This is a genomic window from Streptomyces sp. NPDC002125 (genome assembly GCF_053593715.1).
The window spans coordinates 136,245-155,211 of record NZ_JBSFDD010000004.1 but is presented as its reverse complement, the minus strand read 5'-3'; the positions used below and the strand labels follow the sequence as shown (position 1 = coordinate 155,211).

At 71.5% G+C, this 18,967-nt stretch carries 16 protein-coding genes; 6 read left to right on the top strand and 10 right to left on the bottom strand.

What is annotated here, in order from left to right:
- Positions 1-169 precede the first annotated feature (169 nt).
- From ACWCQM_RS08985 to ACWCQM_RS08975, 3 genes are all read left to right on the top strand, one after another.
- On the top strand, positions 170-3,091 hold the full coding sequence (locus tag ACWCQM_RS08985) for an AAA family ATPase (protein ID WP_450914619.1): 2,922 nt from the start codon (positions 170-172) through the stop codon (positions 3,089-3,091).
- A gap of 280 nt (positions 3,092-3,371) precedes the next feature.
- Entirely contained in the window at positions 3,372-4,505 is a 1,134-nt protein-coding gene (locus ACWCQM_RS08980; RefSeq protein WP_450914618.1) for a GDSL-type esterase/lipase family protein, read from the top strand.
- 355 nt (positions 4,506-4,860) lie between these two features.
- Positions 4,861-5,889 carry a MerR family transcriptional regulator gene (locus ACWCQM_RS08975; RefSeq protein WP_450914617.1) on the top strand — a complete coding sequence of 343 codons (1,029 nt, stop codon included), beginning with the start codon at positions 4,861-4,863 and terminating at the stop codon, positions 5,887-5,889.
- Between the two features lie 146 nt (positions 5,890-6,035).
- On the opposite strand, the gene ACWCQM_RS08970 is transcribed toward ACWCQM_RS08975, so the two are convergent.
- The gene (locus ACWCQM_RS08970; RefSeq protein ID WP_450914616.1) at positions 6,036-6,914 is read right to left on the bottom strand and encodes an alpha/beta fold hydrolase; all 879 of its coding nucleotides are present in this window, start codon (positions 6,912-6,914) and stop codon (positions 6,036-6,038) included.
- A gap of 108 nt (positions 6,915-7,022) precedes the next feature.
- Between ACWCQM_RS08970 and ACWCQM_RS08965 the strand changes: the two genes are divergently transcribed.
- Positions 7,023-8,945 (top strand): BTAD domain-containing putative transcriptional regulator, encoded by a 1,923-nt coding sequence (locus ACWCQM_RS08965; protein WP_450914615.1) that lies wholly within the window; start codon positions 7,023-7,025, stop codon positions 8,943-8,945.
- A 45-nt stretch (positions 8,946-8,990) separates the two neighbouring features.
- On the opposite strand, the gene ACWCQM_RS08960 is transcribed toward ACWCQM_RS08965, so the two are convergent.
- From ACWCQM_RS08960 to ACWCQM_RS08950, 3 genes are all read right to left on the bottom strand, one after another.
- Positions 8,991-9,572, bottom strand: a complete 582-nt coding sequence (locus ACWCQM_RS08960; RefSeq protein ID WP_450914614.1) for a TetR/AcrR family transcriptional regulator — start codon at positions 9,570-9,572, stop codon at positions 8,991-8,993.
- Positions 9,573-9,637: 65 nt separating this feature from the next.
- Complete coding sequence (locus ACWCQM_RS08955; protein WP_450914613.1) at positions 9,638-10,528, bottom strand: SDR family NAD(P)-dependent oxidoreductase; 891 nt, start codon at positions 10,526-10,528, stop codon at positions 9,638-9,640.
- A gap of 161 nt (positions 10,529-10,689) precedes the next feature.
- Entirely contained in the window at positions 10,690-11,520 is an 831-nt protein-coding gene (locus ACWCQM_RS08950) for a class I SAM-dependent methyltransferase (RefSeq protein WP_450914612.1), read from the bottom strand.
- A gap of 66 nt (positions 11,521-11,586) precedes the next feature.
- Between ACWCQM_RS08950 and ACWCQM_RS08945 the strand changes: the two genes are divergently transcribed.
- The gene (locus ACWCQM_RS08945) at positions 11,587-12,186 is read left to right on the top strand and encodes a TetR/AcrR family transcriptional regulator (protein WP_450914611.1); all 600 of its coding nucleotides are present in this window, start codon (positions 11,587-11,589) and stop codon (positions 12,184-12,186) included.
- 223 nt (positions 12,187-12,409) lie between these two features.
- The gene (locus ACWCQM_RS08940) at positions 12,410-12,772 is read left to right on the top strand and encodes a hypothetical protein (RefSeq protein WP_450914610.1); all 363 of its coding nucleotides are present in this window, start codon (positions 12,410-12,412) and stop codon (positions 12,770-12,772) included.
- Between the two features lie 151 nt (positions 12,773-12,923).
- Here ACWCQM_RS08940 and ACWCQM_RS08935 read toward each other — a convergent pair whose 3' ends face one another.
- From ACWCQM_RS08935 to ACWCQM_RS08910, 6 genes are all read right to left on the bottom strand, one after another.
- A complete protein-coding gene (locus tag ACWCQM_RS08935) occupies positions 12,924-13,496 on the bottom strand; it encodes a dihydrofolate reductase family protein (protein WP_450914609.1) in 573 nt (190 codons plus the stop codon).
- A gap of 198 nt (positions 13,497-13,694) precedes the next feature.
- Positions 13,695-15,026 carry a UDP-glucose dehydrogenase family protein gene (locus ACWCQM_RS08930; protein WP_450914608.1) on the bottom strand — a complete coding sequence of 444 codons (1,332 nt, stop codon included), beginning with the start codon at positions 15,024-15,026 and terminating at the stop codon, positions 13,695-13,697.
- A 52-nt stretch (positions 15,027-15,078) separates the two neighbouring features.
- Positions 15,079-16,038, bottom strand: coding sequence for a GDP-mannose 4,6-dehydratase (locus ACWCQM_RS08925; RefSeq protein ID WP_450914607.1), 960 nt, complete (start codon positions 16,036-16,038; stop codon positions 15,079-15,081).
- Positions 16,039-16,063: 25 nt separating this feature from the next.
- Positions 16,064-16,843, bottom strand: coding sequence for a hypothetical protein (locus ACWCQM_RS08920; RefSeq protein WP_450914606.1), 780 nt, complete (start codon positions 16,841-16,843; stop codon positions 16,064-16,066).
- A gap of 18 nt (positions 16,844-16,861) precedes the next feature.
- The gene (locus ACWCQM_RS08915; protein WP_450914605.1) at positions 16,862-17,764 is read right to left on the bottom strand and encodes a gluconeogenesis factor YvcK family protein; all 903 of its coding nucleotides are present in this window, start codon (positions 17,762-17,764) and stop codon (positions 16,862-16,864) included.
- A complete protein-coding gene (locus ACWCQM_RS08910) occupies positions 17,761-18,954 on the bottom strand; it encodes a glycosyltransferase (protein WP_450914604.1) in 1,194 nt (397 codons plus the stop codon). The genes ACWCQM_RS08915 and ACWCQM_RS08910 overlap by 4 nt, the downstream gene beginning before the upstream one ends.
- Between the last annotated feature and the right edge of the window lie 13 nt (positions 18,955-18,967).

Sequence of the window (18,967 nt, the reverse complement as noted above, 5' to 3'; positions counted from 1 at the left end):
CGTCGCCCTCGTCGTACTGCTCCTCGTTGGGGTGGGCGTGGTGCTGATCGGCTGATCCGGGTGGTCGTCGCACCTGCCGGAACACTTCCGGCAGCCTCGTTCGACGGCAACGCTCCTCCGGCCGGATGCGCGCTTGCACGGCCGGCTGCCCAACGTGGTAGACATTGCCGTGGAGTTCGCCAGAGGAGTCACACCGGCGCGGGCGGCGATCGGTGCCGCGGCAGACCGCGTCGGCGGGTACCCGCTCGTCGGCCGCGCGGCCGAGATCGCTCAGCTGGACGCCGTGCTCGATCGCCTGGGCCGGGGGAGTCCCGCGATCGTCGACCTCACGGGCGCGGCGGGAATCGGGAAGAGCCGCCTGATGGGGGAGTTCTGCCGACGGGCCCGGCAGCGTGGTGCGACCGTACTCCGGGGGCGGGCGACGGAGTACGAACAACACCTGCCCTTCCAGCCGTTCGCCGATGCCTTCGCCGATGTGGACGACCGCGGCCCGAGCCGGGAGCCCGAGCTGTTCGACGCGGTGTCCCCGGTGCTCGGCGGCCGGGTCACAGGGCCGTCCCCCGCGACGGGTCCGCCCACCGTCGACCGCTTTGCCCTCCACCGTTCGACGGCACGGCTGTTGGCACAGCTTGGCGCGGAGGGCCTCGTGGTGGCGCTGGACGACATGCACTGGGCGGACCCGGCGTCGCTGGAACTCCTGGACCATCTCGTCCGGCACCCGGTGCCCGGCCCGGTCGTACTCGTCGTCGCGCGCCGCGACCGCCAGACCCCGCCGGCGCTCACCGCGGCGCTGACCCGCGGCCTCGACACCGCGTCGGTGTTCCGGATCGGTCTGGCGCCGCTCGCGGAACGGGAATGCGTCGAAGGGCTCGCCCCCGGCCTGCCGCGTCTCCGGGCGGCACGGCTGTACGCCGCCAGCGAGGGCAACCCCCTCTACTTCCTCTCCCTCCTGCACGCCCATCGAGAGGGCGCCTTCGGCGGTGCCTCCTCCTCGGCATGGGCCGACGACGGTTCCGACGGACTGCCGGCCGGTCTCGGATCGCTGCTGCTCGACGAGCTGACGCCGCTCACGCCGTCGCAGCGCCGGACCCTGGAGGTGGTCGCCGTGCTCGGCGACCACGCCACACCCCCCGTGACCGGTGCCACGGCCCGCCGCACCGGCGCGGAGCTCGACGACGATCTCGACGCCCTGGCCCGGCGCGATCTCGTGCGCGCGGGGCCGGGCGGTCGGCTGATGCTGCGCCACCCGGTACTCCGGACCCTGGTCCACGAGTCCACCCCCGCAGGGCGGCGCGTCGACATCCATCGCACGGCGGCCGTGGAGCTGGCCCGCGCAGGCGCCCCGGCCGTCGACCAGGCCCAGCACATCGAACGCTCGGTGACGGGCCGGGACGCCCGGGCGGTCGCAGTCCTGGAACAAGCCGCCGACGAGACCGAGGCGACGGCCCCGACAAGCTGCGCGCACTGGCTCGGCGCGGTGCTCCGGCTCCTGCCGGACACGGCCGAACACGCCCTCGAGCGGCGCCGGCTGACGCTGAGGCGCGCCCGTGCGCTCGGAGTCTCCGGCGGCCTGCGGGAGAGCCGGGAACTGCTGCACCAGGTCATCAGCGCATCGGAACAGGACGAGGACGGTGTCAGGACCTCGGCCGTCGTGCTGTGCGCCCTGGTGGAGCGGCATCTCGGACGGTATCCCGAGGCAATAGCCCTCCTGCGCCGGGAACTGAAGAGGAAGCCGGGGCCATCGCCCGACGGGAGAGTTGCGATCGGGCTCGAAATGGGCTCGTCCGCACCGCACAACACCCCTTACCCGCAGGTGCGGGACGAGATAGCGCGCACCCTCTCGGCCGCCCGGCTCCTCGAGGACGAACCGGGCGAGGCGGGCGCGCTGGCGCTCTCCGCCTTCGGCGAGGCCTATGAGGGCAGTACGGCGACGGCGGCCGGATTCGCCGGCAAGGCAGCGGAACTCATGGACGGCCTGCCCGACGACGTCCTCCAGCCCCTGTGCGAGCCCCTGGCCAGGCTCGGCTGGGCGGAGGCGTTCCTGGGCCGGTTCACCGACGCCGAGCGCCACGCCGACCGGGGCCTGGAGATCGCCCGCCGCAGCGGACAGGTCTACCTCCTGCCGCTCCTGCTGCTGTGCAAGGCGCACGTACGGATCCAGACCTGCCGACTGCCGTCGGCACGGCAACTGGCCGACGAGGCGGAGGACGTCGCACGAGGCATCGGCAGCGGCGAACTGCTCTCATTCGCCCTGGCCAACAAGGCACAGGTCCTCGTGGCGGCATCCGCGCCCGGTGACCCGGAGGCACTGGCCGTTGCCGAGGAAGCGGTCGCCGGCGTCGGGGCCGGCGACAACTGGCGGGCGTCCATGGCCTGGTGCATGCTCGGCTACGCGGCACTCACCGGCGGCGACCCGCACCGCGCCCGGGACGCCCTGCTACGGGCGGGCGGCGACGATCTGCATGGCCTGCAGCCCTCGATGCGCCCCCTGTTCCTGGAGCTCCTCGTCACCGCGGCTCTGTTCACGGGGGACGTCGGTTCCGCGTCCGCCTGGGCCGAGCGGGCCCGCAAGGAGGCCGATCTGCTCGGCCTGCCCCTGCAACGCGCCTCCGCCATGAGGAGCGCGGCGCAACTCTCGCTGCACGGTGGCGACCCGGTCACCGCGGCGACCCTGTTCTCCGAGGCGGCCGAGGAATGCGCACGGTCGGGCGCGGTCTTCTGGGAGGCGCGATCGCTGCTGCTCGCCGCCCCGGTCCTGACGGCCGCCGGGCTCCCGGCCCGTGGTGAGGCGGCACGCGAGAGGGGCCGGCGGCTGGCCATGACCGGGGGCGCGCACCTGCTCGCCGGTCTGGCGGCGATGGCCGGGACATCCGCACCCCCGAAGCGCCCCGGCATCCCGCAGCAACTGGTGTCGTTGACGGCACGTGAGCGGGAGGTCGCCGATCTCGTCGCCGAGGGACTGACGAACCAGGCCATCGCCGACAGGCTGTACCTGAGTCCGCGCACCGTCGAGACCCACCTCTCCCGGGTCTACCGCAAGACCGATGTCACCTCCCGTGCCGCCCTGGCCGCGCTGATCGCCCGCTTCTGACCCCGTCTCCGTGCCCTGGGCGGGACCGGGCAGGCCGGACCTGGCTGCGGTGCCTCGGTCCGGAGCCGGTCACCGGTGGGGCCCGGCGGCATCGAACCGATCGCGTGCGGCAGCCGTGGTCAGTGTGGGCACCGCACCACAGGGCGAGCCATGTGCACGCGGCGCCTCCCGGTGAGCGTGCCGGGCCCCGCACCGAAGGCTTCTCCGTTCACCCGCACGGCAGTCGTGGGAGCGCTCCCGCATCACGTCTGCCGATCCCACGACAACGGAAGGAACACTCATGCGCACCTATCCCGCTCTCTCCCGGAGGGCTCTGCTCACGGCCGGCGCGGCGGGCGTCGTCGCCCTTGCCGCCCCCGCCCGCACCGCTCTCGCGCGGCCCTCACGCCCACCCGTCGCCCCGGCCTCCTTCCGCACGGTGGGCCGCGTCAGGAAGGCCGCCGATGGATTCGTGGAGTACTCCTGGCCCGGCATCGCCTTCGAAGGCCGGTTCAGGGGCACCGGCGTCGGGATCGTGCTCGCCGACTCCGACAACGACTACGACGTCCAGATCGACGGAGAAACCGTCAGCACCCTGGTGACACCGGGTCAGGTCACCTCCTGGGTCGACCGCCTCGCCGACGGGGTGCACAGCGTGCGGCTCGTGAAGCGTACGGAAAGCCCATGGGCCGTCGGGCGGTTCGGCGGGTTCGTCGCGGCGGGAGGCGGCGCCGTCCTCCCGCCCCCCGCGCCTCGCCGCAGGCAGATCGAGTTCATCGGCGACTCCTTCACCGCCGGATACGGCAATACCTCCGGCACACGCGACTGTTCCGCGATCGGCGGGGTCACCCGCAACAGCAACGCCGATCTGGCCTTCGGCGCACTGACCGCCAGGAGACTCCGCGCCGACCACCAGCAGAACGCGTTCTCGGGCCGCGGCATGGTCCGCAACTACAACGGCGGCGAGCCCGGTACCGACTACCGCACCTACTACGAGCGGGCGCTGCTGAACATCCCCGGCGACGTCTGGCGGAACCCGGGCACCTGGCAGCCGCAGGTCGTCGTCATCGGCCTGGGCATCAACGACTTCTCGACCCCGCTCAATCCCGGCGAGCAGTGGGCCACCCAGGACGACCTGGTCACCGCCTACACGAGCGCCTACCACGGCTTCCTCGACACTCTGCGCGCACGTTACGGACCCCGGACCCACCTGGTGGTCAGCTCCACCCTCGTGTCCGGCAGCCCCTTCGCCGACACCACCCAGCGCATCGTGCGGGAGCGCAACGCGCGGGGTGACGGCAGGATCGTCCACTGGTACTACGACGATCCGGCCCTGGACCGCCTCGGCTGCGACTGGCACCCCTCGCTGCACGACCATCGGATCATCTCCGGCCTGCTCGACCAGAAGCTCGCCACTCTTCCGCTCGGCTGGTAACCGGTCGCCCGGGCCGGGTCTTCCGAGGCCCGGCCCGGGCGGCTGTGTCCGGTCCGGCCGCGCGCAGGACCGGATGCGGCGACACCACCCCTGGTGAGGCGTACCCGTTCCGCGTAGCATCCGGTCGGTCCTGAAGGCGACCCTGCCGGCTGCGCCGGGTGTGGTGGTCGCGGGGAAGGCGACTGCCTTCAATTCGCCTCAGACGCCGCCCAGTTCGGGCAGGACCGGTCGCAGTCTCAAAAGGGGACCATGTGATGAGTTCAGCACTCACGACCATCATCGTCATCGTCTTCCTGGTCGCACTGGCGAACAGGACGCTTGAGTCTCCAGCAGGGGGAGACCTGAGAGTGGGGAGATGAACGGCCACACGCTCCACTCGATCGGCGAGCTCGCCCGACGAACAGGTATCACGGTCAAGACCATCCGGTTCTACTCCGACAACGGGCTGATCCCACCCGCGGACCGCAGCCCGGCCGGCTACCGCCTCTACGACAGCGCTGCCGTCGCACGCCTGGATCTCGTGCGGACCCTGCGCGATCTCGGGCTGGAACTCGCGGTCGTCCGGAAGGTCATGGACGGGGAACTCGCCCTGTCGGACGCTGCCGCGGCGCAGGCCGAGGCAGTGGAGGCGCAGATCCGGATCCTGCGGACGCGAAGCGCGGTGCTGAGTGCTGTGGCGAAGCGCGGAGCCACCCTTGAGGAGACGAATGTGATGCACCAGCTGGCCAGGCTCTCCGAAGCCGAACGCCGACGGCTGATCGACGAGTTCCTCGAAGAGGCCCTCGGCGATATGGGTAACGACCCGGTATTCGCGGGGATCATGCGCTCGATGACTCCGGAACTGCCCGACGACCCCGACGCGGAACAGGTCCAGGCGTGGGTGGAACTCGCCGAACTCTCGCAGGACCCGGAGTTCCGTGCTCATGTGCGGCAGCTGGCCGAGGAGCAGGTGGCCGGGCATCCCCAGGGCGAACCACCCACATCACAGCGCGACTTGGCCGCGATCGTCCGTGACCAGATCGCCCCGGCCGTGGCACGCGGCATCGAACCAGGCTCACCCCAGGCCGATCCGGTCGTCTCCCTCCTTCTGAACCGCTGTGCCCCTTTTGTTGAATTCCGCGACGGCACCGAGCGCCGCGACGGCACCGAGCGCCGCGACGGCACCGAGCGCCGCGACGGCACCGAGCGCCGCGACGGCACCGAGCCCCGCGACGGCACCGGGCCCCGCGTACGGCTTCTGTCCCGGCTGGAACGCATGAACGACCCACGCAGAGAGCAGTACTCCTCGCTGCTCGCGGTGATCAACGGATGGCCGGGCCCGGAGAGCCTGCGGCCGGTGCTCGACTGGTCCGTCCAGGCCCTGCGTGCGCGGACGGGGAGCTGAGAGGGCGGGCGCGGGGCGCCATCCGGTATGTCGCCGGAGCCGGACGGGCGAGTTCCCTAACCGTGCGGCCGCCATCGGGCCCTCCCGCGCGCCCCGGAGCGCGCCGGCCGGGCTCGGCCCGTCCGGCGCGCCCGGAGCAGAAGGGATCAGCGGGCCAGCAGGTCCCGGATCGCCGTCGCGATCTCGTCGGGCGCCTCCTCGGCCATGAAGTGCCCCGCCCGGGTCAGCCGGTGGTCCAGGTCCGGTGCCCACGCCTTCCACACCGCGGCGGCGTCGTAGCCCAGCTGCGCGCCCCAGTCCTGCTGGACGACCGTCACGGGCATGGCCAGCTGCGACCCCGCGTCCAGGTCCGCCTGGTCGTGCGTGACGTCGATCCCCGCCGACGCCCGGTAGTCCGCGACGATCGACGTCACCGCCTCGGCGCTCGCCCGCAGGTATGCGGCACGCACATCCTCCGGCAGGGCCGCCCCGTCCCCGGCCCAGGCGTCGAGGAACGAGCCGAAGAACGCGTCCGCGCTGTTGGCGATCATGGCCTCCGGCAGCCCCGGCGGCTGAGCCATCAGGAAGAGGTGGTAGCCGACCGCCGCCGAGACGCCGTGCAGGACGTTCCACATGTCGAGCGTCGGTACGACGTCAAGGATGCCCAGGTGGGTGATGGTCTCGGGGTGGTCCAGCCCCGCCCGGAAGGCGACCAGAGCGCCCCGGTCATGGCCGACGAGAGCGAAGCGCTCGTGGCCGAGCGCCGCCGCCAGGTCCACGATGTCGGCGGCCATGGTGCGCTTGGAGTACACATCGGGGCCGGTGGCCGGGGGCTTGCCGCTGGCGCCGTAACCCCGCAGGTCGGGACAGATCACGGTGTGCTTGTCCGCGAGCCGCTCGGCGACGTACCGCCACATCAGGTGGGTCTGCGGGAAGCCGTGCAGCAGCACGACCGGGCTGCCGGTGCCGCCGACGGCGGCGGCCAGTTCCACACCGTCCGCACCGGGCAGGCGGGTGTGATCGAAGCCGGGAATGGTGAGTGTCATGAAGGGCGTCCTTCGGTCGGGGTCTGACCGGTACAGCGTGGACGGAGACGATCAGCAGCTGATCAGTACGGTTGGGCGCAGCGCCCCCCGGTTACGGAGGATGGGGGCATGCGAATCGACGTGCTCGGTGCCGTGCGGGCCCTCAGCGACGACGGCTCCCCGGTGGACCTGGGCGGACCCCGTCATCGCGAGGTGCTGGCCCGCCTCGTCGCCGCCGAGGGGCGCATGGTCACCACCGACACGCTCGTCGACGACCTGTGGACCGATCCGCCCGCCCGCGCCGTCGGCGCGCTGCGGACCTTCGTCGCCGCTCTGCGCCGCGCTCTCGAACCCGACCGGCCGCCCCGCAACCCGCCGCGCGTGATCGTCACCGAAGGGCCCGGCTATGTGCTGCGCCTGCCGCGTGAGGACGTGGACGTCCATCTCTTCGAGGACACCCTGGCCCGCACCCGGCGCGACCCCTCCGCCGTGACCGGTCTCGGCGCCGTGCTCGCCGCCTGGCGCGGTCCCGCCTATGCCGACGTGCCCGGCTCCCCGTGGGCGCAGCGTGAGCGGACCCGGCTGGCGGAACTGAGGCTGGAGGCGGTGGAGCTGCGCGCCCGCATCCTGATCGACTCCGGGGAAGGGCCCGGCCTCGTCGCGGAACTCGGTGCCCATGTCTCCGAACATCCGTGGCGCGAGCCGGCCTGGGGGCTGCTCGCCCGCGCGCTGTACCGCGCGGGCCGCCAGGCCGACGCCCTGGCCACGCTCCGCCGCGCCCGCGCGATGCTCGTCGACCGGCTCGGACTCGACCCCAGCGCCGAACTCCAGCGCCTGGAGACGGACATCCTCAACGGGGCGGAGCCCCTCGACGGCGTACGTACGGGGTGGAGCGGCCCTGGTGTCCAGCTCGGCCCGCGTACCACGGTGGATCTGGCCCGCACTCTCGCACTGGCGGGTGGCGACGCCCTCGTCCACTCACGGCGCGACCGCCTCGCCGCGGTCCAGGCGGCGGAGCGTACGGGAGACGTCTTTCTGACCGCCCGGATCATCGGCGCCTACGACGTGCCCGCCATCTGGAGCAGGGCCGACGACCCCGGGCAGTCCCGCGCAGTCGTCGCGGCTGCGGAGCGCACGCTCACCGCGCTCGGCCCCGACGGCCCCGCCGACCTGTCCGCCCGCCTTCTGGCCACGATCGCTGTCGAGAGCCGCAGCGGTGATCTCCCCGCGGCCGAGCTGGAGCGCGCGCGGCAGGCGGCGGGGCAGGCCGAGGCACTGGCGCGGGACCTGGCCGATCCGGCCCTGCTGGCCTTCGCCCTCAACGGAGTGTTCCTCCAGTCCTTCCACCGGCCCGGGCTCGCGGCGGAACGGGACACGATCGGCGCCGAGATCGTCGACCTGGCCACCCGGCACGGGCTGCCCAATTTCGCCGTGCTCGGCCGGCTCGCCCGCCTGCAGTCCGCCTCCGCCCTCGGCGACCTCGACGCCGCGGCAAGGCACGCCGAAGCCGCCGAACAGCTGGCCGCCCTCACCGAGGCGCCCCTCGTCCCCGTCCTCACCGGATGGTTCCGGGCCAGGACCGCTGCCGCCCGCAGTACCGAACCCGGCGGCCCGACCGCCGCCACGGCCGCAGGCCACTACCGCGCCGCCGAGGACGCCCTTCGGACCGCCGGAATGCCGGGGCTCCACCGCGGTCTGTTCCCGCTGGCCCTCCTGGGGCTGCGGCTGCTGCACGGCCGGCCCGCGCCCACCGGCCCGCAGCTCGACTGGGGTCCCTACCTGCCATGGGCGCGCCCCCTCGTGCTGCTGGCCGAGGACCGGGCCGAGGAGGCCCGTACCGCCCTCGCCGCGGCGCCCGATCCGGCGCACGACCATATGCAGGAGGCCCTGTGGTGCCTGACGGTCCGCGCCGCCGTACGCCTGGGCGAGGACGGGATCGCGGCACGCGCCGTGGCCGCCCTGAGGGATGCCGCCGCGGAGGACGCCGGTGCCGCGAGCGGAATGCTGACGCTGGGCCCGGTGGCGATGTACCTGGCCGAGGCCGAGGGCTGAAACCCGGTCCGCGTGAGCCCGTTCCCTGTGAGGGGCTACTGCGGCTCAGGCCTCTGTCGGTGCGGCTCGCAGACCCCCGAGGAGTGCGGCCAGATAGCGACGAGCGGTGTCGACCCGGTCGGCGGGAGCGCCGCCGTGGACGTCCACGGCATAGGCGATTCCGCACATGAGGGGGACCAGGTCGGCCGGGGTCAGATCGGGGCGGACGGTCCCGGCCGCGCGAGCCCGGTCGAGGAGCGCGGTGCCGGTGGACCAGAGCGAGGCCTTGAGCGCCGTGGTGTGCGGCAGGGCGTTCTCAGCCGCCGCGGTGACAGGGGCCAGGGAGGCGTCGCTGACCTGCGCCTCGACCGTGCGGGTCAGGAAGCCCTCCAGAGCGCGCAGGGAGTCGGGGTCGGCCAGCGCCTGCTCGCCGTGCGCCGCCAGGGCTTCCAGACAGGGGGTGGCGACGGTCTCCAGCAGCACTTCAGGTGTGGCGAAGTGGCGGTAGACGGTGCCGACACCCATGCCGGCACGGCGGGCGACGTCGTTGAGCTGCAGCGGTGTGCCCTCGTCGACGAGGGCACGGGCGATGGCGACGATCTGGTCCCGGTTCTGGGCGGCGTCCTTGCGCAGTGGCGTCGTCGGCATGGGGCCATGATAACCGGATGCCCCATCCGTATAGCTCGTCGCCCGCGCCGCCGCCGCAGGGCGGCTCAGGCGGACACGAGGGGTGCGTACTGCTCGCTGAGCCGCCGGACGGCGTCGGTGACGCGAGGGTCCGTCGCGGTGCGGGGCGGCGCGACCGGGCGGGTGTCGGCGCCGATGACCAGGCCCGTACGGCCCGTCAGGGTGCTGTCGGTGGCGGCGATGACCGACGACCGGGCCGCCGTGGACGCAGGTCCGGAGGTCGAACGTGCGAACGTGCGGCGTACCAGGGGCCACAGCAGCCGCAGCCCGGGGGAGACGATCTTCGGGTCGTTCATGGTGCCGTCGGTCATATCGGTCGCGGCGCCGCCGGGATCCGCCGCGAACACGGATACGCCCGTGCCGTCGAGCCGGGCGGCCAGGTCGAGCGTGTAGGCGAGGTTGGCGAGCTTGGCGCGGCCGTACCAGTGGAAGCCGTAGTAGCCCCCGGGCGGTTCGACGGCGTCGAACACCCGCTTGGCGGCGACGACCGCGCCCGAGGTCACGTTGACGATCCTGCTCGGGGCGCCGGACGTCAGTGTGGGCAGCAGAAGCTCGGTCAGCAGATACGGCGAGAGATGGTTCAGGACGAACGACGCCTCCACGCCGCTCAGTTCACGGCGGTCCGCGAACATCGCCCCGAGGTTGTTGACCAGGACCGTCAGCGGCTCACCCGAGGCCGCGTGCTCGGCACCGATCCGGTCGGCGAGCGCGCGCACCGCGTCGAGGGAGGAGAGGTCGGCGGAGAGGAACCGGGCGGGGTGGGCCGGGTCCGTCGCATTGATCCGGCCGACCGCCCGGGCGGCCCGGTCGGTGTCCCGTCCGACGACGGTGACCGAGAATCCGGCGGCGGCCAGTCCCAGCGCGGTCTCCAGGCCGATACTGGCTGTTCCGGCTGTGACGACTGCGGTCCGCTTCATGCTCATTGACTCCAGGGCCGGTTATGCGGATAGGTCATCCGGTTGACGGAGCGTAACACGCATGCGGATAAGCTATCCACTTATCTCGCGGAGGGATGGGCGGCGCCCTGCCGGCGGCCCCGCGCCGGGTCGGCGCGTCGGCGGCGGCCCGGCGGATGGGCTCAGGAGATGGTGCCGGAGCGTACGGCGGTCACGGCCAGCGTCGTGTACTTCATGGCGAAGCGACCGCCCAGTGAGTCGATGGCGGCCCCGACCGCGTCCAGCACCTCGGCCAGCTGATCGGGGCGGAGCTGGGTGAGACCGCCCGTGGTCGGCAGCAGGTCCAGCCACTGGTCGCGCGTATAGGGCCGCTCCCAGTCGAACTGCCAATGCTCGGGTTCGCCGAAGTGTCCGGTCTCACGGATCGTGTCGGCGGACTTCTCGTAGCCCGCCCGGTAGACGTCGAGCGGGCGTCGGGCGGGCCCGCCGCTGAACGGGGAGTCAGGTGCGGCGCGCCGGTAGGCGGCGGCGAACGGTTCCGCCACCTCGGCGGGCGGCTCGTACGCGTGGCCGAAGATCGCCAGCCGCCCTCCGGGGCGCAGGGTGTGAGCCGCCTTCAGGGCCCCGGCGGCCGGATCCACCCAGTGCCACGACTGGGCGGCGACGATCGCGTCGAACGTCCGGCCGTCGGACTGCCAGGCTTCGAAGGCGGAGACCTCGACCCGCAGGCCGCGGCCTTGCGCGAACTCGGCCATCCGGGCATCGGGCTCGATGCCGAGCACCGAACAGCCTGCGGCCTGGAACTGGCGGGCCGCGATGCCGGTGCCGCAGCCGACGTCGAGCACGTCGCGCCCGGGGCTCCGGGCGACGATCCGCGCGACCAGTGCCTCGGGGTAGCCGGGGCGGGCCCGGTCGTAGCGCTGAGCGTCCGTGCCGAACGACTCGGCCGTCCGCCGGGCCCTGTGCGGCTCCGCGCGTGACGGTTCTGGTTGTTCCCGCGAAAGAGTGGGCATGCGCCCACCTTAGTGGGCGTGTGCCCACTCGGTACAGTGTGCTGCGACGTACGAGAGGATCTGCGAGTGCCGACTGGGGTGCACCTTCGCGACGCGCGGCAGCAGTTGTTCGACGCCGCCGAACGCGTACTTCTGCGGGACGGGCCGAACGGGCTGACCAGCCGGGCCGTCACCGACGAGGCCGGCTGCGCCAAAGGAGTCCTGCACCGGCACTTCGCCGATTTCGACGCCTTCCTCACCGACCTCGTCCTCGACCGGGCCGCGCAGCTCGATACGCAGGCGAGCGCGCTGCGGGAGACCGCCGGCACCGGCGCGGTGGCCGACAACCTCGTGGGCGCGCTGACCGCGCTGTTCGGGCCGGTTCCGGTGGCGATCATCCCGCTCATCACCTTCCGGGACGAGCTGCGCACCCGGCTGCGGCAGGCCATGCCCGGAGGCGGCATCGCGATGCTCGCGCAGGCCACGAAGGCGATCTCCGGCTATCTGGCGGACGAGCGAGCACGGGGCCGCGTCGCCGCCGATGCCGACATCGACTCGCTCACCCTCTCCCTGGTCGGCGGCGGACACCTCCTGTTCGCGGACCGCGACCCGGGCCCGCCCTCCACGGCGGCCGTCAGCAGATTCGTGACGGCGGTCATCGCCGACGCAGTGCGGCGACCTGCCTGAGAGGTGTCCCGGGACGTCTGGCCGGCTTCCTCGAAGACCTCAACCGCGTGACGCGAGCCCTCGCCATGGGGTGAGGGCGACCGCGACCGCGCTTCGGCCGGGGAGGTGCCAGCGCTACGGGCCGCGCGGGCCGCCCGCGCACGAGTCCGCCGGGAACAAGGGGCCTGTTCCCTGAGGAGCACCCCGCTGGGGCCCTGCCGTCGTCGGCCAGTACAGTCGCCGCATGGCAACACCAGTACTACGGGCGATCGAGTGGGACGGGACGTCGTGGGACGACCCGTCCGACGACCGGATGCATGACCTGCTGGCCGACATGAGCCTGACCTGGCGATTCGTCATCTTCGAGCGACTCGGCCTCGAACCCGCGGACCAGCACTACATGCAGGTCTACCTCAACGACGACCTCAGCTACCGGGTCGAGTACCGGGAAGGCGGCCCGGAGAGGCACTTCCACGCGCATGTGCCGCGGACGCACGAGGTGTTCGCCGTGGAGCCTGTTGCCAAGGTGGTCCAGGACTGGGCCCGTGGCGGAGCCGCATGGCGAAGCGCTCTTGCCTGGGCTCCGTGGTCACCTGAGCCGGTGTGACGGGCCGCGTGCGGCGCGATGGCTACGACGCAACCGTTGCGGCCATCGTCCGGATCTCTCCGCCCCACGAGTGGATCACGGCGGCGCCTGTCGCTCTCACGACGCTCCGTGAGTGCTCAACGTCGTAGGCCCTGGCGTTCCGCACGCACCTTCAGGCCTGACGCGCCGTGCGATAGCGGAGGCAGTGGACGTTCGACGGGAACGTACGTGTTTCCAGGAGTTCGAGATCCACCTGGCGTTCGTTCCGGGCAAAGTACGGAATGCCGCCACCGACCAGCACCGGATGGATTCTGGGCCGGTACTCGTCGATCAGGCCGAGCGTGGCAGCCTCGGCGGCGAGAGTCGCGCCGCCGATCGCGATGTCGCCCTCTCCCGGCTCGGCTCGCAACCGCTCGATCTCCTCCGCCAGGCTCCCGGAGGCCAGCCGGGCATGACCCTGCACCGTCGACAGCGTGGTGGAGAACACCACCTTGGGCAGCGGATTCCAGAGCGCGGCCCACTCGAGCTTCGAGTCGTCGAGCGAAGGGTCCAGTTCGGCGGCCGTCTCCCAGTACAGCATCGTCTCGTACAGCCGACGCCCCATCAGATGGACGCCGACCTGGCGGAGCTCGTCGGTGGCGAAGCGGAAGAGATCCTCGTCGGGACCCGACCAGTCGAAGCCGCCGTCCGGCCCCACGATGAAGCCGTCCAGGGAAGCGTTCATCGAGTAGGTCACACTGCGCATCAGGGGGTCTCCTCTGGAACGGTCCGAAGGCGCTTGACGGCCTGGATCACTGGGGTGGTGGCAGCCCCGTCCGCTGCACCCTAGGCCGGGCGGCGATCCGCGCGGTGACCATTCGCCCCAGGATCATCCAGGTGGCGGCGCGGTGCCGAGACCGGGGGAGCCCGCCGACCGCGCACCGGGTACGTCGATGTGCCGGGCTCAGCCGTCTCCGACCGGCGCGGGCGACGGCCGCCCCGGGGCGGCGTACGTCCACCCCGCCCCGCGCCACTCGGCGTCGTCCAGCACATGGCGTGCGTCGACGATGCTCCGGTGCCGCACCACTCGGCCGAGCGGGCCGGGCTCCAGCGCCGCGAACTCGGGCCAGTCGGTCAGCAGGGCCACGGCGTCGGCTCCGGCGGCGGCCGTCAGGGCGTCGGGGGCGTAGTGGAGCAGAGGGAAGGACCGGCGGGCGTTGTCCATGGCCCGGGGGTCGTGGACGGTCACCTCACCCCCCTCGCGCTGTATCTCGTTCGCGACGTGCAGGGCCGGCGAGTCCCTGATGTCGTCCGTCCCCGGTTTGAACGCGGCACCGAGGACGGCGATGCGCCGGTCCTCGAAGGTTCCGCCGCACTGCTCACGGACCAGCTCGACCAGCCTGTCCCGGCGGCGCAGGTTCACCGCGTCGACCTCCGCGAGGAACGCCAGGGCGCGATGGGCTCCCAGCTCGTCGGCGCGCGCCTGGAACGCCCGGATGTCCTTCGGCATGCAGCCGCCGCCGAAACCGAGACCGGAGGTGAGGAACTGCCCCCCGATCCTCGGGTCGTACGCGAGGGCCTCGGTCACCACCTTGACGTCGGCCCCGCACGCCTCGCAGAACTCCGCGATGGCGTTGATGAAGGAGATCTTCGTCGCCGTGAAGGAGTTCGCCGCCGACTTGATGACCTCGGCGGTGGCGAGGTCGGCGACCACCACCGGAACTCCCGCCTCGATCAACGGGGCGTAGACGTCACGCAGCGTCTTCTCCGAGTGGGGGTTCTCCACGCCCAGGACGATGCGGTCGGGGCGCAGCGTGTCGGCCACCGCCTTGCCCTCGCTGAGGAACTCGGGGTTCCAGGCCACCGACAGGACGTCCCCCGCGGGAGCCTGCTCACGCAGCACGGCCTTCAGATGCGCGGCCGTGCCCACGGGCACGGTGGACTTCCCGACGACCAGGCACTCCTTGGCCAGATGGGGGGCGAGACCGGCCGCCACGGCGTCGATGTGGCTCAGGTCCGCCGACGTCCCGTCCTGCCGCTGCGGGGTGCCCACGCAGATGAAGTGCACGTCCGCGGCGCCGGCATCCTCGTATGCCGTGCTGAAGCGCAGCCGTCCCGACCGCAGATGGCGGACCACCAGCTCGTCGAGACCGGGCTCGAAGAACGGCAGCCGGCCCTCGTTGAGAAGCGCCACCTTCTCGGCGTCCACGTCGATGCCGATGACATCGTGACCGAGCTCGGCCATGCCCGCCGCATGGGTGACGCCCAGATATCCGCAGCCCACTACAGAGATCACGTACACGGTTCCGCCTTCACCGTCTTCCCGGATTCCGACATCGGTGGCTTCCTCATCCGCTGAGGCCCTGGCGCGCCCGCCTCATGGCGGCCACCGTGAGCCCGAGCCCCTCGGCGAACGAGACCCGCGGCTCCCAGCCGAGTTCGCGCCGTGCCAGGCTGATGTCCGGACGGCGGCGCCGGGGGTCGTCGTGGTCGGCCTCCACGTGCTTGAAGGGCGATCCGCTGCCCACCGCGTCCCGCGCGAGGCGCGCGAGTCCGAGCACGCTGATCTCCTCCACGTTGCCGATGTTCACCGGCTGCCCGAGGCCGCTCGCCGCCACGGCGAGGATGCCCCGGACCGTGTCGTCCACGTAGCAGGGCGACCGCGTCTGCTCGCCGTCACCGTGGATCAGCAGGGGGACCTCGTCCAGCGCCTGTGCGATGAAGTTGGGGATCACACGGCCGTCGTCCCGCATCCGGGGCCCGTAGCTGTTGAAGATCCGGACGATTCCGGTGTCCACGCCGTACGTCTGGCGGAACGCGACCGTCATCGCCTCCGCGTACCGCTTGGCCTCGTCGTAGACGGCGCGGGGGCCGATCGGATTGACGTGGCCCCAGTACGTCTCCTTCTGCGGGTGTTCGAGCGGATCGCCGTAGACCTCGGAGGTCGAGGCGAGCACATAGCGGGCACCGTGGTGCCGCGCGATGCGCAAGGTGTTGTACGTTCCCGAGCTTCCGGCGAGCATCGTCTCGATCGGCAGCCTGGCGAATTCCGGCAGAGAGGCCGGGGAAGCCAGATGCAGGACGAGCGTGACGGGTTCCCGGATCTCGAATTCCTCGGTGACGTCCGCCTCGATGAGCGTGAATCCGGGGTGGTCCGCCAGATGCTCGACATTACTCCGGTGGCCGGTGGAGAAATTGTCCACACAGACAACTTCCGTGCCGGCAGCCAGCAGCTTGTCGCACACATGGGAACCGATGAAGCCGCCTCCGCCCGTGACGACCGCCCGCTGTGGCCGTTGCATAGCCATCTCCTCGTTCTCGATGTCCGGCGTGCTATTTCTTGTGCAGTCCTTCGGTCTCCAGGAGGCGTTCGAAGCATTTGAGCTTGATGTCCTCGTCCTGGGTTCCGTGCATACTGCCGGCGTTGAAACGCAGATCGCAGTGCCGGACGCGCAGCGGCCACTGTCCCGGCCAGGCGATGCTGCGGCCCCCGGTCCGCCCCACATGGCTGGCGAGAGCCTCCCAGTGGTACTCGAACCCCATCTTCCCGGTGAAGACGTCCCGGTCCCACGCTCCGAACCGGCGCGCCACCGGCTCGAACCGACGGGTCTCGTACGCCATGAACTGATCCACCACGCGATTGACGGACCTGACTCCGGGCTCGATCTCCGGACCGACGTCGATGAGGGGCGAGTCCCACTCCTCGTGGTCGTCCACCTTGCTCAGCAACGTCACTTCGGGGTTCTGCTCGAACAGCCTTGCCGTCGCGTCGAGGACGTCGAAGTTCTCATCCGTCTTCCAGATGAAGGAATCGTCCGTGAAGACGATGAGATAGGGGTTGGTGACGGTGAAGTTGTTCCCGTGGAAGTTGTTCGACGGAAGACCGGCGAAAGAATTGCGATCGGTGCGCCGGAAGCGGAGTTCGTCCACGCCGAACTCCTCCAGCCTGGGCAGCAGCCGCGCGACCGCGTCATCGGTGGCCCGGTCCGCGACCAGAATCACTTCGAAGTCATGGCGGGTGGGCCGCGTGATGGACCTGATCGCCAGGGGCAGTGTCTTTTCCAGAAGCCGTTCCGTGTCGTGGAACGCGCATGCGATGGTGAAGAAGGCCATGGGCGGTTCCTCCTGCTGTCAGGGAAGCAGACCTGCCAGTGCGGCGGCCAGTTCGACGCTGTCGTGGGTGCTGCCGTCCGGAAGGGCCAGCGGCGCCTGGACGACATCGATCTTCACGTTGTCCAGCGGGAGCGTGCCCCCGCTGCTGACCAGCACCAGGTCCGGCTTCACACCGTGGTCCATGAGCGCGGCCACATGAGCGGCGACGTCGTAACCCGTGGTCTCGGCCCGTTCGGGTTCGAGGTTGCACACGTACACCTTCCGCGCGGTGGTGGTGTTCAGGGCGGCGAACACGTCCGGTACGAGCGCGGCGGCCAGCACCGACGTGTACACCGACCCCGGGCCCATCACGACCTGGTCCGCTCGCAGGATGGCGTCCACCACCCCGTCCGGCGCCCCGCACCCGGGCGGATGCAGGGCGACCCGGTGCAGGCCCGCGGTCTGCGACACGGCGTACTGGCCGACGACCTCGTGCCCGTCGACCGTCGTCGCCCGCAGGCCGACCGGGTCGACCGTGGCCGGGAAGACCTGGGCGGTGTCCGGGTGGACACCGAGGAGCGCCGCGAGCTCCCCGACCCCCTCCGTGAACCCGCCCCGCACCGTGGCAAGACCCGCCAGCACCAGATTGCCGAGCGCGTGACCGTCGAGATCCGTCCCCGGGAAGCGGTACTCGAAGGCCTTGCCGATCGGGTCGTCCTCCACACCCGCCATCGCGAGGAGACACCGCCTGATGTCACCGGGCGCCGGGATGGACATGGAGGCGCGGAGCCTTCCCGTCGATCCGCTGTCGTCGGCCGTCGTGACGACGGCGGTGGTGTGGCCGGCGTACCGGCGCGCCGCCCTCACCGTCGCGGTCAGCCCGCGGCCACCACCGATCACCACGACACGGGGCGTACCGCGCGCCCGCTGCGCGGTCGTCACTTCTCGTCGGCGAAGCGGTCGATGGCTCCGATCGGCTCGCTCGGCCGCCAGCTCAGCCCGGGAATATGCGAATTGACCAGTTCCCCGTCCTCCTGGAGGATCGACGCCGGCGGGTGGGCCATGTGCAGCAGCACGTCCTCGTAGCTGTCGAACGCGGAGTTGAAGTCCATCCGGTACGCGAAGTCGTTGTCCTCGCCGCCCCAGCCCTCGTAGCGCTCGTCCATCCCGGAGATCAGGTCGAAGGCGCTGCGCCGCACCCACAGGCAGCAGCCCGGGGGCCGGCGGAGCTCGAAGCCGCGCAGCAGCGCCGGGTCGGCCTGCTCCTCGCCCCGGAACAGCCGCTGCTCGATGGCCTTCGACGTCGCGTGCTCACTGAGGCTCAGCATGTTGCGGTACGTGAGATGGCCGCTCGTCCCCGGGCGTTCGAAGCGAGCGGCGTTACGGGCGATGAAGTCGCGGTCCGCGAGGACGTCCGCGTCCAGGATGCAGATCGCCTCGGCGCGTCCGGGAGCGTTCAGCACGCCCACGTTGACGGCCCAGGACTTGTTGAACGAGGAGTGCTTGGGAGCGAAGATGTGGTGGTCGACATGCGGTTCCAGGACCTCGCGCCACCGCGGCTTGTCGTCGGTCTCCACCACCACGACCTGGTAGCGGTCACGGGGATACGACTGGTCCGCCAGCGAGAGCAGGCAGGCCATGAGGTTGCGCAGACGCATGCCGCCGGTGTCCCGGTCCCGGAACGGAATGACGACGACGACCTCGGCGTCCGTCCGGCCGCTGGGCGGTGCGACCGGACTCAGGTCGCGCAGTGCGTCCAGGGACACCGACTCGTCGCCGTTCTCGTACTTGTCGCCGAGGTGGTATCCGAGCCGGTTGTTGCACTCCGCGGCCCACGCGGACTCGAAGAGCGACACGACCGACGGGTCACCCGCTCCACGTGCCGCGAGCACCGATCTCAGCGCCCGGTGGCGTCGGGGGTCCGCCGGACTGTCGAGCAGGCTCTGTCCCAGCGTCCTGATCTCCTCGTCCTCGCTGCCCCTGACCGCGTCGACGACCGCCCGCAGCCAGGGCTGGGCGTTCTCCCAGTAGAAGAGGCAGGAACGGCGGGAGTCCGCGTCCACGGCGACGACAAGGCTGTCCGCCACCGCGGTTGCCAGCACATCGGGATCGGTGGGTATCAGACCGGGCATTCTTCTCTCCCTG

Bases quoted from the DNA above. Each gene is read 5' to 3' on its own strand.
- ACWCQM_RS08980 (WP_450914618.1), top strand. From the start codon at position 3,372: ATGCGCACCTATCCCGCTCTCTCCCGGAGGGCTCTGCTCACGGCCGGC.
- ACWCQM_RS08975 (WP_450914617.1), top strand. From the start codon at position 4,861: ATGAACGGCCACACGCTCCACTCGATCGGCGAGCTCGCCCGACGAACA.
- ACWCQM_RS08970 (WP_450914616.1), bottom strand. From the start codon at position 6,914: ATGACACTCACCATTCCCGGCTTCGATCACACCCGCCTGCCCGGTGCG.
- ACWCQM_RS08965 (WP_450914615.1), top strand. From the start codon at position 7,023: ATGCGAATCGACGTGCTCGGTGCCGTGCGGGCCCTCAGCGACGACGGC.
- ACWCQM_RS08960 (WP_450914614.1), bottom strand. From the start codon at position 9,572: ATGCCGACGACGCCACTGCGCAAGGACGCCGCCCAGAACCGGGACCAG.
- ACWCQM_RS08955 (WP_450914613.1), bottom strand. From the start codon at position 10,528: ATGAAGCGGACCGCAGTCGTCACAGCCGGAACAGCCAGTATCGGCCTG.
- ACWCQM_RS08950 (WP_450914612.1), bottom strand. From the start codon at position 11,520: ATGCCCACTCTTTCGCGGGAACAACCAGAACCGTCACGCGCGGAGCCG.
- ACWCQM_RS08940 (WP_450914610.1), top strand. From the start codon at position 12,410: ATGGCAACACCAGTACTACGGGCGATCGAGTGGGACGGGACGTCGTGG.
- ACWCQM_RS08935 (WP_450914609.1), bottom strand. From the start codon at position 13,496: ATGCGCAGTGTGACCTACTCGATGAACGCTTCCCTGGACGGCTTCATC.
- ACWCQM_RS08925 (WP_450914607.1), bottom strand. From the start codon at position 16,038: ATGGCTATGCAACGGCCACAGCGGGCGGTCGTCACGGGCGGAGGCGGC.
- ACWCQM_RS08920 (WP_450914606.1), bottom strand. From the start codon at position 16,843: ATGGCCTTCTTCACCATCGCATGCGCGTTCCACGACACGGAACGGCTT.
- ACWCQM_RS08910 (WP_450914604.1), bottom strand. From the start codon at position 18,954: ATGCCCGGTCTGATACCCACCGATCCCGATGTGCTGGCAACCGCGGTG.